The organism is Streptococcus bouchesdurhonensis, from assembly GCF_948472335.1.
Genome location: NZ_CAOKTW010000003.1, coordinates 206201 through 222188 on the forward strand (window position 1 = coordinate 206201; position 15988 = coordinate 222188).

13 protein-coding genes and 1 pseudogene are annotated in these 15988 nt (G+C 40.6%); all 14 read right to left on the minus strand.

The genetic code is table 11. The annotated features are described in order from the left end of the window. Nucleotides 1-71: 71 nt before the first annotated feature. Nucleotides 72-206, minus strand: a complete 135-nt coding sequence (locus QMQ21_RS06480; protein ID WP_261814119.1) for a hypothetical protein — start codon at nt 204-206, stop codon at nt 72-74. 45 nt (nt 207-251) lie between these two features. Continuing rightward, nucleotides 252-662, minus strand: coding sequence for a GNAT family N-acetyltransferase (locus tag QMQ21_RS06485; protein WP_261814120.1), 411 nt, complete (start codon nt 660-662; stop codon nt 252-254). 100 nt (nt 663-762) lie between these two features. After that, complete coding sequence (locus tag QMQ21_RS06490) at nt 763-2127, minus strand: amino acid permease (RefSeq protein ID WP_000095647.1); 1365 nt, start codon at nt 2125-2127, stop codon at nt 763-765. A gap of 186 nt (nt 2128-2313) precedes the next feature. Continuing rightward, complete coding sequence (gene greA / locus QMQ21_RS06495; protein WP_000818750.1) at nt 2314-2796, minus strand: transcription elongation factor GreA; 483 nt, start codon at nt 2794-2796, stop codon at nt 2314-2316. 60 nt (nt 2797-2856) lie between these two features. After that, nucleotides 2857-4551, minus strand: coding sequence for an endolytic transglycosylase MltG (mltG, locus tag QMQ21_RS06500; protein ID WP_261814121.1), 1695 nt, complete (start codon nt 4549-4551; stop codon nt 2857-2859). Nucleotides 4552-4630: 79 nt separating this feature from the next. Then, a complete protein-coding gene (locus QMQ21_RS06505) occupies nt 4631-5125 on the minus strand; it encodes a GNAT family N-acetyltransferase (RefSeq protein WP_261057231.1) in 495 nt (164 codons plus the stop codon). Between the two features lie 8 nt (nt 5126-5133). Then, the gene (locus tag QMQ21_RS06510) at nt 5134-5589 is read right to left on the minus strand and encodes a GNAT family N-acetyltransferase (protein ID WP_261019568.1); all 456 of its coding nucleotides are present in this window, start codon (nt 5587-5589) and stop codon (nt 5134-5136) included. Between the two features lie 9 nt (nt 5590-5598). Continuing rightward, nucleotides 5599-6933 (minus strand): UDP-N-acetylmuramate--L-alanine ligase, encoded by a 1335-nt coding sequence (gene murC / locus QMQ21_RS06515; RefSeq protein ID WP_020903460.1) that lies wholly within the window; start codon nt 6931-6933, stop codon nt 5599-5601. A gap of 10 nt (nt 6934-6943) precedes the next feature. Further along, nucleotides 6944-7561 (minus strand): divisome accessory protein ZapJ, encoded by a 618-nt coding sequence (zapJ, locus tag QMQ21_RS06520; protein ID WP_261814122.1) that lies wholly within the window; start codon nt 7559-7561, stop codon nt 6944-6946. A gap of 47 nt (nt 7562-7608) precedes the next feature. Continuing rightward, nucleotides 7609-10707, minus strand: coding sequence for a pilus expression-regulating Snf2 family helicase (locus QMQ21_RS06525; RefSeq protein WP_261814123.1), 3099 nt, complete (start codon nt 10705-10707; stop codon nt 7609-7611). A gap of 92 nt (nt 10708-10799) precedes the next feature. After that, a complete protein-coding gene (locus QMQ21_RS06530) occupies nt 10800-11966 on the minus strand; it encodes a MalY/PatB family protein (RefSeq protein ID WP_261057877.1) in 1167 nt (388 codons plus the stop codon). A 7-nt stretch (nt 11967-11973) separates the two neighbouring features. Further along, nucleotides 11974-13068: a cystathionine gamma-synthase gene (locus QMQ21_RS06535; protein WP_020902227.1), complete on the minus strand. Its 1095-nt coding sequence runs from the start codon at nt 13066-13068 to the stop codon at nt 11974-11976. Between the two features lie 164 nt (nt 13069-13232). Beyond that, nucleotides 13233-13688 carry a hypothetical protein gene (locus QMQ21_RS06540; RefSeq protein ID WP_000500948.1) on the minus strand — a complete coding sequence of 152 codons (456 nt, stop codon included), beginning with the start codon at nt 13686-13688 and terminating at the stop codon, nt 13233-13235. 316 nt (nt 13689-14004) lie between these two features. Further along, a pseudogene (locus QMQ21_RS06545) lies at nt 14005-15963 on the minus strand (peptide ABC transporter substrate-binding protein). Nucleotides 15964-15988 lie beyond the last annotated feature (25 nt).

Sequence of the window (15988 nt, forward strand, 5' to 3'; positions counted from 1 at the left end):
TTTTATTAACAAAAAAACTCTACCACCTAAATGATAGAGAGTTTCTGCTTATTCAATTTTTTTCAAAACATCTACAGCATCGCTTCTTTTCTTAACCTTATGACCTTGATTCCCAATTTCTCAGCTGCGATTGTATTGTCTTCAATATCGTCTAGAAAGACACAATTTGTAGGATTTAACTGGTATTTATCGAGAATCCCCTTCATACTTATGTCAAGCCCCCCTCTTTTATTTATGCTTTCATATTCACCTTACAGATTCTTTTGGTAATAAAATCTTTGTCCTGTGTAGGGATAGTCTTGTAACTTAAAGACTTCCTTGTAGCCATGCCTTTTATAAAAATCAGGAGCTTGAAACTGGTAGGTATTGACAAAAGCAAAACGACAGTTTCGATTCTTAGCTTCAGTTTCTGCTTGCTGCAATAGTTTTGAACCGATTCCTTGCCCTCTCAGTTCCTCTTTTACAAATAAATACTCGATTTCCAACCAATTTCCAAAAGTCTCTGCTATCAAACCTGCCAGGTGATTGCCCTTTTCATCTTCGACATAAAGATTAAGTGGCTCACTTTCAGCCTCTTCTCTTTTTGAACGGTTATAAACACGAATCAGATTCCCTATTTCTTGTGATTTATGGGATTCTTTATTTTCCAATCTAAAGTACATCTAAACCTCCTTAAACTCTGTTACAGCTTGATTATAGTCTTATTTCAATAGACTGTCAAACTAGCAAAAACCCACCAACCTGAGTTGATGAGTCCTTAATCTATTTTCTAAATTTCCACTGGCTGTATATACCGAAACCGATAATCCAGATAGCTGATCCGATTGCTCCGACAAATGTAGACTCTTGTAAAAAGAGAGTTACAAAGACAAAGGCAAAGAAGAGCATAGTTAAAGGATTTAGGAAACGATAATGGGGCATGAGATAGCCATCTGCCATAAAGTCTGGTGACTTGCGGTATTTAAGGTGAGCCACCATAATCAAAATATAAATGGCAATATAAACACCTGATGATGATGCTGTAATCAAGGCAAAGGCATCCGAAACTCCTGGCAAGACGTTGATAAAGGCTGCTAGGGCAATCAAGATTGCTGAAGCGATGATGGCATTTTGTGGCACATTGTGGCGAGAAAGAGTATCTGCCTTGATCGCTTTTAGGAATGGATTTGGCGAATCATGGGCAATCTGATACAAGTGACGCCCTGTTGAATAAAGGGTTGAGTTAAGAGCAGATGCTGCTGACGTCAAAACGACGAAGTTAATTAAGGCCGCTGCCCACTTGATACCTGCCAATTCAAATACTGTTACAAAAGGAGAATCAGCTGATGCAAGTTCACGCCATGGAATAATAGACATAATAGCCAAGAGAGCTCCACCATAGAAAAAGACGATTCGTAGAGGAATTTCCTTAACAGCTTTTGGCAAGACCTGACGTGGATTTTTTGTTTCTGAAGTTGTTACCCCGATAAACTCAATCATGAGGTAGGCAAAGAAAACCATCTGGAAGGCCATGACAAAGTTTACTCCACCATTTGGGAATAGGGAGAAATTGTCGGCGATATTAGCCAAACTTGCTACTCCATGAGGTGTCTTAAAGCCTGTCAAGACCATAAAGACTCCTGTTGCAATCATAGCTAAAATAGCCACAATCTTGACCATAGCAAACCAAAACTCAACTTCCCCAAAGAGCTTCACCGCAATCAGATTGACCAAGGCTAGAATGGTTAAAAATCCAATCTCAATCATCCAACTTGGCCAGCTAGGAAACCAGAACTGAACATAGTGAGAGATGGCTGTAATTTCCGCCATACCGATAAAGACAACGGATAACCAGTAAGACCAAACTGAGAAATAACCCCAGCCCTTACCTAAATGGCGCGTGATAAAGTTGATAAAGGTATGTTGCTCAGGATCTTGGTAGAGCATTTCCCCAACAGCACGCATCATGAGGAACATGAAGGCCCCTGTAATCATATAAATCAGTACAATGGAAGGACCTGTTAAGCTAATAGAACGACCTGCTCCCAAAAAGAGTCCTGTTCCGATTGTTCCAGCGATGGCCATAACCTGCACATGACGATTAGTCAGACCACGCTCCATCTTATTTTTTTTCTTCTTTGAACTCATAACGTCTCCAATTCAATTTAATTTATACTCAATGAAAATCAAAGAGCAAACTAGGAAGCTAGCCGCAGGCTGTACTTGAGTACGGCAAGGCTACGCTGACGTGGTTTGAATTTGATTTTCGAAGAGTATCAAAATGGAAAAAGGAGTGAGTGAAGCGCATCGCCTCCCCACTCCTTTTTTCTGTTTTTAGGCTGTTTTTTCAACCTTCAAGATTTTTACATCATAGCTACCAACAGGTGTTTCAATGGTTGCTGTATCACCTGTTTTCTTGCCAATCAAGGCTTGTCCAATCGGGCTTTCATTTGAAACCTTACCTGCAAAGGCATCCGCACCAGCTGAACCTACGATAATATAAACTTCTTCTTCGTCCTCACCAATTTCTTGGATAGTAACTGTTTTACCAATCGCTACTTCGTCTTGGGCAACTGAGTCGCTATTGACGATTTCAGCATAACGGATTTTTGTTTCCAAGCTAGAGATTTGTCCTTCGACAAAGGCTTGTTCATCCTTAGCTGCTTCATACTCACTGTTTTCTGAAAGGTCACCGTATGAACGGGCAATCTTAATGCGTTCTACCACTTCTGGTCGGCGGACCAATTTCAATTCTTCTAATTCTTTTTCAAGTTTTTCCTTTTCCGCAAGGGTCATAGGATATGTTTTTTCTGCCATTTTTCTCAACTTTCTTTCGATAGTATTGAATCTCTATCTGAGATTCTCATTTTTGTAGTCTTAGTTTGAACTACTATTTTGAGTAAGTTTGCTATTGACGTGCTCAGCAACATTACGATCATGTTCTTCCTGTGTCACTGCGTAATAGACTTTACCATCTGTAACATTAGCTACAAAGTATAGGTTCTCACTCTTTGTTTGGTTGATACTTGCTTCAATCGCGTCCTGACTTGGACTATCTACTGGACCAGGCATCAAACCAGGTTTTGTATAAACATTGTATGGTGAATTAATTGATGTATCAATTCCAGCATCATCTGCTAGGCTAATATTTTGACCGAGTTTGCCTTGGGCATATAAGATTGCAATATTGCTTTGAAGTGGCATACCAAGGTTCAAGCGATTGTAGAAAACACCTGCAATCAACTTACGATCTTCAGTCTTAGCACCTTCTTTTTCAACAAGAGAAGCAATGGTTAGCAATTCATTGACTGTCAAGTTTTTAGACTTAATTGCACTATAGTGTGGGGTCAAGGTCTTATCCATAGCTGCCAACATCTCATCAATCAAGCTTTCAATAGTTGTGCTTTCCTTGATAGAGTAGGTTGCTGGGAAAAGATAACCCTCCAAACGGTAACGAGCTCCACTTTCTTTTGTCGGTAAGCTTTCGAGTAGGCTTGGATATTTAGTAGCTTCTTGACTGATAAAGTTATCATCTTGAACCTTAGCCAAGAAAGCATCCGCAGTCAAAGGCTCTTTAAATTCACCTTGTAATTGGCCTACAGCTTGGGCAATTTGCTCAATTGTATACCCCTCTGGAATGGTCAAATCTGCAAGTGAAGGTTCTTGAGGTTCAGGAGTACCACCTTTTTGTAGTTCCTTAATGATATCCTCTGTACTCATGCTCTTTTGCAAATTGTAATATCCAGCCTTCAGATCTGAATAATTCTTATATTTCGCATAGAAAGCAAAAATCACACCGTGTTTAATCACACCAGAATGCTCAAGAGTCGATCCAATCTCTTGGACATTAGATCCTTCCGGAATTTGAACGGTTACATACTTCTTAGAATTAGCGTCAACTGGTAATAAAGATGACTGGACATACTGATAACCGAAGTAACCACCTGCTGAAATCAAGGCAAGGAAAATCAATAGAGAAATGAAGAATGCCTTCAAATGTGATTTTTTCTTCTTAACAGGTTTAACTGTCTCACGACGACTACGACGTGGAGTTTCAGAAATCACGTCAACAGCTTCCGCTTCGACGACCGGTTCAGGTATTGGCGCTTCTGCTTGTGTCTCTTTTTGTTCTTCAGTTTTATAAGAAACAGCTACTCTTGTTGGAGTTGTGTTCAAATCTCTTTCGACCTTTTGTGGACGATTGACATCTGGTCCTGGAACCGGTCTTGATGGACTTGCTTCAGCTGGTGAAGCTGGAACATCTTGACTAGGATGACTAGGAACGATTGGAGCTTCCTCTCTTAGTTCCTCCGCCGGTGATGCAGGCACATCTTCACTAGGATGCTGTGGAACACGTGGTGCATTCTCCATAATTTTTTCAACAGCTGATAGGGATGCATTCATCACCTCTTCATCAGCAATTTTTGTGTCAGGGACAGACAAAGCTGATTTTTTTTCATCAAGCTCAGCGGCCTCTTGGCGAATCCCTTCATAACGTTTTACTTTTTCTAAATCACGCAAAATCTGCTCTTTAAAGCTTAATTTTTCGTCTTCTCTTGGCTTTTCACTCAAAAGTTTATCCTCCTCGTTGACAATCCATAATATTATATCTTAAAAACGAAAGAAAAGCAACCTAGCATGCTTTTCTAGCTTATTTTTTAGCTTCCCAGACCATATCATACCAGGTTTCTCCTGCAAAGGTTGACTGGGACTGTCCTTCATTGACAAATCCATGTTTTTCATAGTAGGCGATGAGATAGTCATGACAGGTTAGGTTAATACCTTCTCTTTCGTGTTCAAGCGCCAACTCTTTCAAGGCTGTTAATAATTTCTGGCCAAGTCCAAGGCCCTGTGCCTCCTTGGCAATAGAAAGACAGGTCACAGAGATATAACCACCAGGCTCATGACTATGGTCTTCTATCTTCTCTGTAAAGGACTGGTCTTGCAGATGACGGTGGGGGCCAACTGGTCCTTCTATATACCCCATGATTCTGCCTTCTTTTTCTGCAACCAGAAATGAGGTCTGAATTTCTCGCAAATGTGCTTCAAAAACAGAGCGAGGAATGGCTTCTTCAATCGAGAAATTTTCTAGTTCAATCTCAACGATACGATCCAAATCTTCTAATCTTGCTTTCCTAATTTCCATTTCGCCTCCTAAAAAAAGAGATTAAACCAAATCATACTAAAATCTTGACTAGCTGCATAAAGCGAATCTGTCTCTTCTTCATCAATAAAACCGTTCATTTCAAAATAGGAAAGCAACTCATCCGGACTCTTCAAACGAATAGCTTTGTAATCCAGCTTAACTGCCACATCTTTCAAAGCCGCAAGAAGAAGCGTTCCCAAGCCCTGTCTCTGATGGTCAGTATCAATGACTAAAGAATGTACTTCTAGACATTTCGGATTGTGTGGGTAAGGACCACCTAGAACATAGCCCAGAAGCTGATTTTCATCCCTAGCTAGAAGAAAGGTATCCGCATACTTACGGATACTTTCTTTTAAAATATGGGAAGGTTGCTGCTTTTCAGCTGGAAAAGATGAAGCCTGAAGTTCCTCTATCTCAGCCAAATCATACTTACTTGCCTGAATGATCTTAATTGGAATTTCCATGAGAACTTCCTATTGAACATTACTTGTCAAATTTGACAAGAGTCGCTCAAATGAGTATTCATAGGTTTGGATATCTCCTGCTCCCATAAAGACATAAACAGCATTATCATGGTCTAGGAGTGGAGAAACATTTTCAACGGTGATCACTTGGTGTTTCTTATTGATTTTATTGGCTAGGTCTTCTACCTTAACATCACCATGGTCTACTTCACGAGCAGATCCATAAATTTGCGCTAGGTAAACAGCATCTGCTTGGTTCAAAGCGTGAGCAAATTCGTCCAACAAGGCAATGGTTCTTGTAAAAGTATGCGGTTGGAAGATTGCAACAATTTCCTTGCTTGGGTATTTCTGACGAGCCGCATCCAAGGTTGCAATGATTTCTGTTGGATGGTGGGCAAAGTCATCGATAATCACCGTATCATTGACAATTTTCTCAGTGAAACGACGCTTAACACCGGCAAATGTTTTCAAGTGTTCACGCACCAAGTTCAAATCAAATCCTGCTGTGTAAAGAAGACCAATAACGGCTGTCGCATTCATGATATTATGACGACCAAAGGTTGGAATATGGAATTGCCCTAATTCTTGTCCACGGAAGTGAACTGTGAAGGTTGAACCAGTTGTTGAACGAAGAAGATCACTAGCGACAAAGTCATTACCTTCTGCTTCAAAACCATAATAATAAATTGGTGCATCAGACGTAATCTTACGCAATTCAGCATCTTCTCCGTAGATAAACAAACCTTTGGTAATTTGTTTAGCATAGTCGTTAAAGGCATTGAAAACATCCTCTAGACTTGTGAAATAGTCTGGATGGTCAAAGTCAATGTTGGTGATAATAGAGTATTCTGGATGGTAAGGCATGAAGTGGCGCTCATATTCGTCAGATTCAAAGACAAAATATTTGGCATTGGCTGAACCACGACCTGTCCCGTCTCCAATCAAGAAGCTGGTGTCCGTAATGTGAGACAAGACATGAGACAACATCCCTGTAGTTGAAGTTTTTCCGTGTGCTCCAGCAACTCCCATGCTAACAAAGTCACGCATAAAGCTACCTAGGAACTCATGATAACGTTTGTAGCTGATACCATTTTGGTCCGCATAGGCAATTTCGACGTTGTTATCTGGACGAAAAGCATTTCCAGCGATAATTTCCATATCACCGTCTAGATTCTTTTCATCAAAAGGAAGAATGGTAATTCCTGCCTGCTCAAGACCACGTTGAGTAAAGTAGTACTTTTCAACATCTGAACCCTGTACCTTATGCCCCATTTGATGCAACATCAAGGCCAAGGCACTCATACCTGATCCCTTAATTCCGATAAAATGATATGTCTTTGACATGTTTTCTCCCCTATTCCGTAATTCTTGTCAGATTCAACTCTTGGGCAACCTGACGTTCTTGTTCTTTTTGTTGATTCTTTTTATTGTAGATTTGGCTCTTCTTCAGAAAATCATAATTGTTTTTCTTTGGGCCTGAAGTTTCTTTTGGCTCAGCTTGAGTCGAAATATTGTTCACTTCTTCCGCCAAGATGTAATGAGACTGAGTCAATTTTTGACTGTATTTGACAAATTCGCCAGGATTTTCCTTTTGGAAAGGCGCGGTAGGTTGATTGCTCTGTCTATCCAAACGTTGCTGAGAAGGGCGCCTTGTAGGAGTAATATCCTTAGTCAGATAACTTGCTGAGCGCTTCTTTTTCAAATCCGCACGCGCTTCTTCACGCGCCACCTCCGTATAGCTCTTTCCTTCTTTTTTAACTCCTAAACCAGCCTTCTTAGGTTTCTCTACGGGCTTTTCAATCGGTTTTGCTGGTTTTTCTTCAGTAATAGGGGCCCACTCCAGATAATTCTTATCACGGTATTCTCCCTTGATATTACTGATAAAGTCAGATTCATCATAGAGGTCCATAACCGGCATCTCAGTCAACATGATCTCATCATCTGACACCAATGGAAATCGTTCTTCTCTCATTTTCTATTTCCTTTCAACACTTCATTATAGCGTATTGTCTTGATTTTTCAAGTGCTGGCTTCAGAAATTCCCAAAATTTCTCTAATTTCTGCTAGGCTGAGACTGCCACGTGACTCTGTTCCATCCAATACTTGTGACACCAGATGTTTCTTTTGTTCTTGGAGTTCCTGAATTTTTTCTTCAATGGTTCCCCTGGTCACTAAGCGATAAACCTCAACCGTTTCTTCCTGCCCCATCCGATGGGCACGGCCAATGGCTTGCGCTTCCACCGCAGGATTCCACCAAAGGTCAACCAAAATAACCGTATCAGCACCTGTCAGATTCAGACCGACACCACCAGCCTTGAGGGAAATCAGAAAGGCATCTCTTTCCCCTTGGTTAAAGGCTTTGGTCATGTCTTGTCTTTCCTTGGCTGGGGTTGAACCCGTAATTTTAAAGGATGTCATGCCCAAGTCTGGCAGTTCTTGTTCTATTTTCTCCAACATTCCCTTGAACTGCGAGAAAATCAAGACACGGTGTCCGCCGTCTGCCACCTGGACCAGCAGGTCTCGAAGACTATCCAGTTTACCACTGGCTCCCTGATAATCCTCCATAAAGAGGGCAGGAGTGTCACAGATTTGGCGCAAACGCATCAGACCAGATAAGATTTCCACACGACTTCGCTGAAATTCCTGATCTGACACTTGAGACAGACGGTCTCGCATCTGTTGCAACTGGGCTAGGTAAATAACCTTTTGCTGGTCTTCCAGTTCATTTTTATAAACCACTTCAATCAAGTCTGGCAATTCGGTCAGAACTTCTTCTTTCTTGCGTCGCATCACGAAAGGCTTGATAAACTGAGCTACGCGCTCAGCTGGCAATTTCATAAATTCTTTCTTGCTTGGCAAAAGTCCTGGCATGACGATTTGAAAAATAGACCACAACTCACCTAGATGGTTTTCAATAGGAGTTCCTGACAAGGCAAAAACTGACGGTACCACAAATTGTCTCAAGGTCTGGGCGATCTTAGTCTGAGCATTTTTCATGACCTGAGCCTCATCTAAGAAAAGGAAGTCAAAGGCCATCCCCTGATAAAGATCACTGTCCTGACGGAAGGTAGCATAACTCGTCACATAGATTTGATGGCTCTCAGCAAGAATCTCTTCACGACTAGCTTTCAAGCCATGAACAACAGCCACATCCAACTGTGGAGCAAATTTCTGAAATTCATCTGCCCAGTTGTAAATCAAACCTGACGGCGCTAAAATCAAAACCCGACTTTCTTTGGTCACTTGACTGGTCAAAAAAGCAATGGTCTGAAGAGTTTTACCAAGTCCCATATCATCAGCTAAAATCCCACCAAAACCATAATGATTGAGCATCTGCAACCAGCCGATTCCCTTTTCCTGATAATCTCGCAAATCAGCCTGAACCTGAGTTGCTTGTCTAGGGAAGTCCTCTGGATGCGTCAAATCGTGGGCCAAATTCTGGAATTCTTGTGAAAAAGAAACACGGTCACGTCCTTCAAAGAGATGAGCTAAACTATAAGCCAAAGATTTTCGAGCCTGCAAGGCCCCATCTTTTAATTCAAATTGTCCTAGTTCCTGTAGATTCTGGCGAATTTTCTTGGTTTCTTCATCGAAAAAGTAGACTTGATTGGACGAATCAATATAAAAATCCTTGTTGGCAACCAAGGCCTGCATGGCTTGGTCAATTTCCTCTTGGGCAATATCTTGAAAATCAAATTGGATTTCCAAGAGACCTCCCTTGGAAGCAATCTGCACTTGAGGACTCGCTAGACTATATAGTTCTTCTAACTTGTCTGATAGGTTAACATGCCCGAGTTTTTCAAAAACTGGAATGATTTCATGGAAGAAATGATAGACAGACTCTGCTTTTAAGGCCTGACGCCAAGATTGAAAGTCTGCTTCAAATCCCGCTGCCAAACAGATTTGAAAAACTCTTTCTTCTAAGTCAGCATCACTCGAAAATGGTAATTCTTCTAACTCTTGTCGGCTAGATACCTGCTTATCTCCATAATCAAACTGAATTTCTAAACGAATCCGATTATCCTCTTCCCTGTCAAAATAAAAAGAGGGTGCAAAAGTTTTGATTTGTAGACGTTCTGGAGCTGAAACGGTGCCCATTTGGCCAAAGAGCGTTAGACAGGAAGCCAATTTGTCTCGATCACTACTATCAAATTGCAGGTATTTCTTTCCATGTTGATCCAAAGGCAGCGCTTTGATTTCCTTGTGAAGACGCATCTGCTGGTCTGTTAGAAAATAAACCTGTCCTTTATGGAACAGCACAGCTCCCTGATAAAAGACATTGACCCTTGGACTCTCACTGATTTCCATTTCAAAATAATCTAAGTATTCTGTTACTGTAAAGGTAAATAGATTGGCATCCGCATGCAAATCCTGAAAAAGCAGGGTTTGGTAGCTATCCACTTGATGGTCAAATTGAAAATGAGGCAAGGTCATCAGTAAATTCACACCCTGCTCAAAAAAGGTCAGAGGAAAAAAGAGGTGCCGACCTTGGTTTTGGAAAAAAAGCTCTGGACTAAGTCCTTCCTCCATTAGTCCACGTAAGAAAGTCAGAAGTTCTTGGCTAGCCTCATTAAAGGCTTCCCAAGACAGAGACTCCTCATAAGTTTTACCAATCATATAAGGTTTTCTCTTATCGACGACTCTTAAAAAAAGCGGAATATCCCGAATAACGTAGTATTTTTGGCTATTGATTTGCCCAATTCTAAGCGTCCACAAGATATGATTGCTTCCTGCTTCCACCTGACCCACAGCGGACAACTCATAGGCTCGGTCTGATTTTGGAGATAAGATTCGGTCCAAAAATTTGCCACCCAAGGTCACCTTGGTTTCAACGGCCTCTTTTTCTTCATGACCTTCTTCCAGACTCTGCAAGATTTCCTGACCACGCTCATCATTTTTTAGAAAATGCTCCAACGCTGCCAAATGCACACAGTAGCCCCTCTTTTGGAAAAAATCGCAGGCACAAAAAACCAAATCATCCTCTAAACTATAGCGCAGTTCTTCTTCTGCAACGCGAGCGTAGAGCCGATTGTTCTTTTCCTTGATAATGTCAACTTTACCAGTTTCATAAAGGGCAACGCCTTCGATACGGACTTTCCCCGGAATCAATTTAGCCATATTTTCACCTTTACCTTATCTTTTTATTATACCATATTTTCGCCTATGAAAATAGCCTTCTAGGAAGACTTTTCTCCTAGAAGGCTGGATTTTTAAAGTTTGGCAAAAGTGGTAACGATACGCTGACAAACTTCTTGCAACAGAGATTTAGGCATGGCTACATTGAGTCGGGCATGGAGACTTCCTTCCTCCCCAAAATCCAAACCACGGTTGAGGATAACCTTGGCTTCATTCCTCAAAAGCTCTTGCAATGTTTCATCAGTCAGGTCATAAGCTGAAAAATCAAGCCAAATCAAATAGGTTCCTTGCGGTTTCATGACCTTGATTTTAGTCTCTTTACCAAATAGATCAACCACATAATTGATATGGTCTTCAAAGACTTGCTTGAGTTCCTCTAACCAATCCTTCCCATAGCGATAAGCAGCTTCTGTCGCCAAATAACCCAAGCCTGAAATTTCATGCTGATTATTAGCCAACTGACGTTTCTGGTAAGCCGCTCTCAACTTAGGATTTTCAATGACTGCATAGGAATTTTTTGTCCCAGCAATGTTAAAGGTTTTAGTGGCACTGCTCAAGACGATAGCAAATTCTTTAAAGTCAGGGTTGATGGTATTGAAGGAATGATGCTTGTGACCAAAGAGGGCCAAATCTTGGTGAATCTCATCTGAAACCAAGAAAACACCGTGTTTTTGGCAGAGTTGGCCAATCTTCTCCAACACTTCCTTTTCCCAAACACGTCCACCAGGATTGTGAGGGTTGCAAAGAATATAAAGTTTGACATCCTCTTCTACCAAATCCTTTTCAAGTCGGTCAAAGTCAATCTCAAACAGACCATCCTTTTCCACCAAAGAATTGGTAATCAATCTACGGTTATTCAACTTGACACTGCGTGCAAAGGGTGGATAGACAGGTGTGTTAATCAAAACCGCATCGCCTTCTTTTGTAAAGGCTTGAATAGCTGTTGAGATGGCTGGTACCACACCCTCGATAAAGACAAGAGCCTCTTTGTCAAAGTGGTAATCGTGTTGTGTGGCTTCCCACTTTTGAACTTCCTTAATTAACTCTTCACTGGCATAGGTATAGCCATAAACCAGTTGATCAGCGTAAGTCTGCACGGCTTGGCGGATTTCAGGCAAGACTACAAAGTCCATATCCGCTATCCAAGCTGATAGGACTTCACTATCTGTTTCTGCTTCTTTCCATTTATAGGTATGGTGCCCTAAACGATTGGGCAGGCTTGTAAAATCATATTTTCCCATCTTTGTCTTATCCTTCCAAGGCTTGGCGCAAATCTGCAATCAAATCTCTAGCATCCTCAATCCCAATCGACAAACGCAAGAGGTCATCTGTTAAACCATAAGAGTGGCGCACTTCTGCTGGAATATCAGCGTGAGTTTGCGTCGTTGGATAAGTAATGAGACTTTCTACCCCACCCAAACTTTCCGCAAAAGAGAAGACCTTAAGACTGTTCAAAATGTGAGGAATGCGTGTTTCATCGGCTACTTTAAAGGAAATCATGCCTCCACGACCAGTGTAGAGAACTTCCTTAACTGCTGGGGAATCCTTCAAAAAGGCAACCACTTCTTGGGCGTTAGCTGTTGAGCGCTCCATACGAAGAGACAAGGTCTTGAGACCACGAATCAATTGATAACTGTCAAATGGAGACAAGACTGCCCCTGTCGTATTGAGATTGTAAAAGAGTTTCTCGTATAGTTCTAAACTATTGGTCACAACCACTCCAGCCAAGACATCATTGTGGCCTGCTAGATACTTGGTTGCTGAATGGAGAACGATATCAGCTCCATCTTCAATCGGACGTTGGTAAATAGGGCTGTAGAAGGTATTGTCCACCACCACTTTGGCACCCTTAGCATGAGCCAGTTTTGCTAGTTTTTCGATATCAAATTCCAACATCAAAGGATTGGTTGGCGTTTCGATATAGAGGACATCCACGTCTTTTTCTAACTCGGCAATCAGCTCTTCTTCTGTATTGGCATAAGTAAAATGGAAACGGCCTTCCTGCTCCACTTGGTTGAACCAGCGGAAAGAACCACCGTAAAGGTCACGGACAGCCAAGACCTTACTTCCTACTGGGAAGACACTAAAGGCCAGTACAATAGCTGACATCCCTGAGCTAGTAGCTAGGGCATAGTCTGCGGACTCAATAGCTGCCAAGACTTCTTCCGCCTTACTGCGAGTTGGGTTTTTAGTACGCGTATAGTCAAATCCAGTAGATTTACCAAACTCTGGATGCTGATAGGTCGTTGAAAAATGAAGCGGTGTCACCAATGCACCTGTCGCTTCATCTGATTTAATGCCCGCCTGGGCCAAAATTGTGTTGATGTGTAATTCCTTGCTCATACAATACCTCCAAATCTATAGTAACTATTGTACCACTTATTTTCATCAACTCATTTTCTTCTTTTCAAGAGCTAGTTATAGTTTCAAACTATATACTTAGCTAGTAAAGCTAAAAAGAATCCAGAAAAGCTTCCAAATTCTTTTGTGACAATGATTGCTAGGGTTTACTTTAACCGAAAGAAATCGTGTTGGGCTAAATAGTCATAATGGTCTTTATTAAATTGATATTGGCCCACATGCTGACCAATCTGACCGACATCCACGGAAAAAATATAGACTTCATTTTGATAGTTCCAATTCAGCCTAACTGTATTCAAGGCTGGCTTATAAGTAAAATCTTGAACTTGATTCCAAGGCATCTCTACGACTTGATTAGAATGATTTTCTGTTACATCACTGATGTCCATCAAGTAGATTCCCTTAGGTGTGAATGCCAGAATCTTAGGCTTCACACTCGACTGAACATAGTAAGTCCCTCCTATAATGAAGAAATCAATAAAGGATTTCAACCATGTCTTTTTCTTAAAAGCCATCAGAAAATTCTTTTGCCCTTCAATGTGGCAAGTTGAGAGAAATGATTCAATCTGTTTTTCTGTTGCAAACTCCATAATAGCGCCCATGATATTACCTCCATAACGATTAGTAAACAGGCAGATAAGAACTCTTCACATAAAGAAGAACTTATCATTAGTTGCATTTTATCTTACTTTTCCAGTAGACAGCATCCCTCCTATAAAATCATCCTAACATGTGCATACTTCAGTTAACACTGGAAGAGGATTTAAAAAAATAGCTTCTCGCAACTTTTATTATATTCATTATAGCATAACTCCAATAAACAAATAAAAAAATATAAGATTTTTTCTTCCAACTTCGCTATCATTCTATTAAAAAACGACAGCTTCTTTCGAAACCATCGTTTTTCTTGAAAAATTCTTATTTGACATGTTTTGCCAATTCTTCTTGGGCTTTTTTATTGGATTCTTCTTTTTCTTTCAGCCATTTTTCTTTGGCTTTTTCATATTCATCTTTTGTGACTGTTTTATCTTGTACTTTGAGATATTTATATGATTCGATACCTTTATTACCAGCTAATGAATATGGTGTTGAGAAAGGAACAACTTTTCTCAATGTTGGTGTTCCACCCTTAGAAACATTTGGAATCGCTAAAGCGCTATCTACCAACCACGCTTGGATATCAGCATACTTTTCATAGCGTTTTGCAAGATCTTGTTCCTTATTGGCTTCTTCCAACATTTGAGTGTAGACATCCAGTCCAACAGCCTTGGCCTTATCATTGGCTTCACCTGGCTCTAAACCTAGATTTTGCAACAAACCACCAGAATTAAGGTTGAAGACATCAAGATAGGTTGAAGGATCTTGATAATCTGCACCCCAACCACCATTGTATAGATCATAATTCTTCTGAGCTGCTGTCTGAGCCAAATAGCTTGTATTATCATAGTCTTCAGTAGTAAGTTGTTGAATATCAATTACAACATTTTCTGCACCTAAAGCTGCTTCAATAGATTGCTTCATAGAATTTGCCTCTTGAACACCCTGTTTAGCAGCTTGGTCAACTGTCATGTCCAAGTGGATAGGGAATTGAATTCCTTTAGCTTGGAGTTCTTTCTTAGCCTCTGCAAATTTAGCCTTGGCTTTTTCAGCATTGTAGTATGGATCTTGTGCATCCGCAAAGTTGATTCCTTGCCATTCCTTACCGTAGTTAACCATTTTAGACGAAACTACTTCACCAAAGTCTTTGCCATTGATACTTACGAAGTTTGGTGGAACGACTAGGTTACGCAAAATCTTGGTTGCACCATCCTCTCCTTGAGATTGAGCCCCGTAAGCTGTTCGGTCATAGGCAAAATTAATGGCTTGACGGAAGTTTTTATTAAGAACCGCTTCCTGAGTCGATTTCTTTTCAGCATCGCTTGTCTTGGAAGTGAATTTATAAGATTTTCTATCTAGGTTAAAGTTTAAGAAATAAGAAGTGGCATCTTGCAAGCTATAGATGATATTGTCCTTATTCTTTTCTTTAATACCTTCAAAGCTTGCACTATTTGGATAAAGGCGAGCATAACTATAAGCACCCTCAACAAAGTTACGAGCTAGTGCATCTTGGTCACTACCATCATAATAAGCCAATTTCACATCATCTACAAAGACATTTTTAGCATCCCAGTAGTTCGGATTTTTCTTGAATTCAATGACAGATTTTGAAACAAAGGATTTCATCAAGAAAGGTCCATTGTACAAAATACTAGATGGGTCTACCTTCCCAAAATCATCCCCTTTTGATTTCAAGAAATCCGCATTGACTGGGAAGAGAATGGTTGAAGTTGTTTTAGAATTCCAATAAGATTCTGGTCGTGTCAAAGTGTACTGAACTGTTTGGTCATCAATCGCCTTAACACCTACAGTTGAAAAGTCGCTTGTTTTCCCATTGATATAGTCATCCAAACCAGCAACGGATTCTTGCACCAAGTACAAGGCTTCTGATTTTTTATCAGCCGCATATTTCAAACCTGTCACAAAATCTTAGGCAGTTACAGGAGCATATTCATCTCCATCTGCAGTATACCATTTTGCATCTTTACGAAGTTTGTAGGTATAAGTCAAACCGTCTTTAGAAACAGTCCAATCCTCTGCCAAGGATGGGATATAGTTACCGTACTGATCATTTTCCATGAGACCATCTACTAGATTAGTCACAATATCATTGGTTGTTGCACGGTTTTCTGCTAGATAGTTCAAACTAGATGGATCACTAACATAGACATAATTATATGTTTTCGACGCATTCGTTGAATTTCCACACGCGCTTAATAAAATACCTGCGCTTAACACGACACCTGCAAGTGCTGCATACTTGGCCTTAGACTTTTTCATTTCCAGAACCTCCTGATTTAAATAT

Excerpts from the sequence above, each read along its gene's own strand:
- QMQ21_RS06480 (WP_261814119.1), bottom strand. The coding sequence starts at position 206 with ATGAAGGGGATTCTCGATAAATACCAGTTAAATCCTACAAATTGTGTC.
- QMQ21_RS06485 (WP_261814120.1), bottom strand. The coding sequence starts at position 662 with ATGTACTTTAGATTGGAAAATAAAGAATCCCATAAATCACAAGAAATA.
- QMQ21_RS06490 (WP_000095647.1), bottom strand. The coding sequence starts at position 2,127 with ATGAGTTCAAAGAAGAAAAAAAATAAGATGGAGCGTGGTCTGACTAAT.
- greA (WP_000818750.1), bottom strand. The coding sequence starts at position 2,796 with ATGGCAGAAAAAACATATCCTATGACCCTTGCGGAAAAGGAAAAACTT.
- QMQ21_RS06505 (WP_261057231.1), bottom strand. The coding sequence starts at position 5,125 with ATGGAAATTAGGAAAGCAAGATTAGAAGATTTGGATCGTATCGTTGAG.
- QMQ21_RS06510 (WP_261019568.1), bottom strand. The coding sequence starts at position 5,589 with ATGGAAATTCCAATTAAGATCATTCAGGCAAGTAAGTATGATTTGGCT.
- murC (WP_020903460.1), bottom strand. The coding sequence starts at position 6,933 with ATGTCAAAGACATATCATTTTATCGGAATTAAGGGATCAGGTATGAGT.
- zapJ (WP_261814122.1), bottom strand. The coding sequence starts at position 7,561 with ATGAGAGAAGAACGATTTCCATTGGTGTCAGATGATGAGATCATGTTG.
- QMQ21_RS06525 (WP_261814123.1), bottom strand. The coding sequence starts at position 10,707 with ATGGCTAAATTGATTCCGGGGAAAGTCCGTATCGAAGGCGTTGCCCTT.
- QMQ21_RS06530 (WP_261057877.1), bottom strand. The coding sequence starts at position 11,966 with ATGGGAAAATATGATTTTACAAGCCTGCCCAATCGTTTAGGGCACCAT.
- QMQ21_RS06535 (WP_020902227.1), bottom strand. The coding sequence starts at position 13,068 with ATGAGCAAGGAATTACACATCAACACAATTTTGGCCCAGGCGGGCATT.
- QMQ21_RS06540 (WP_000500948.1), bottom strand. The coding sequence starts at position 13,688 with ATGGGCGCTATTATGGAGTTTGCAACAGAAAAACAGATTGAATCATTT.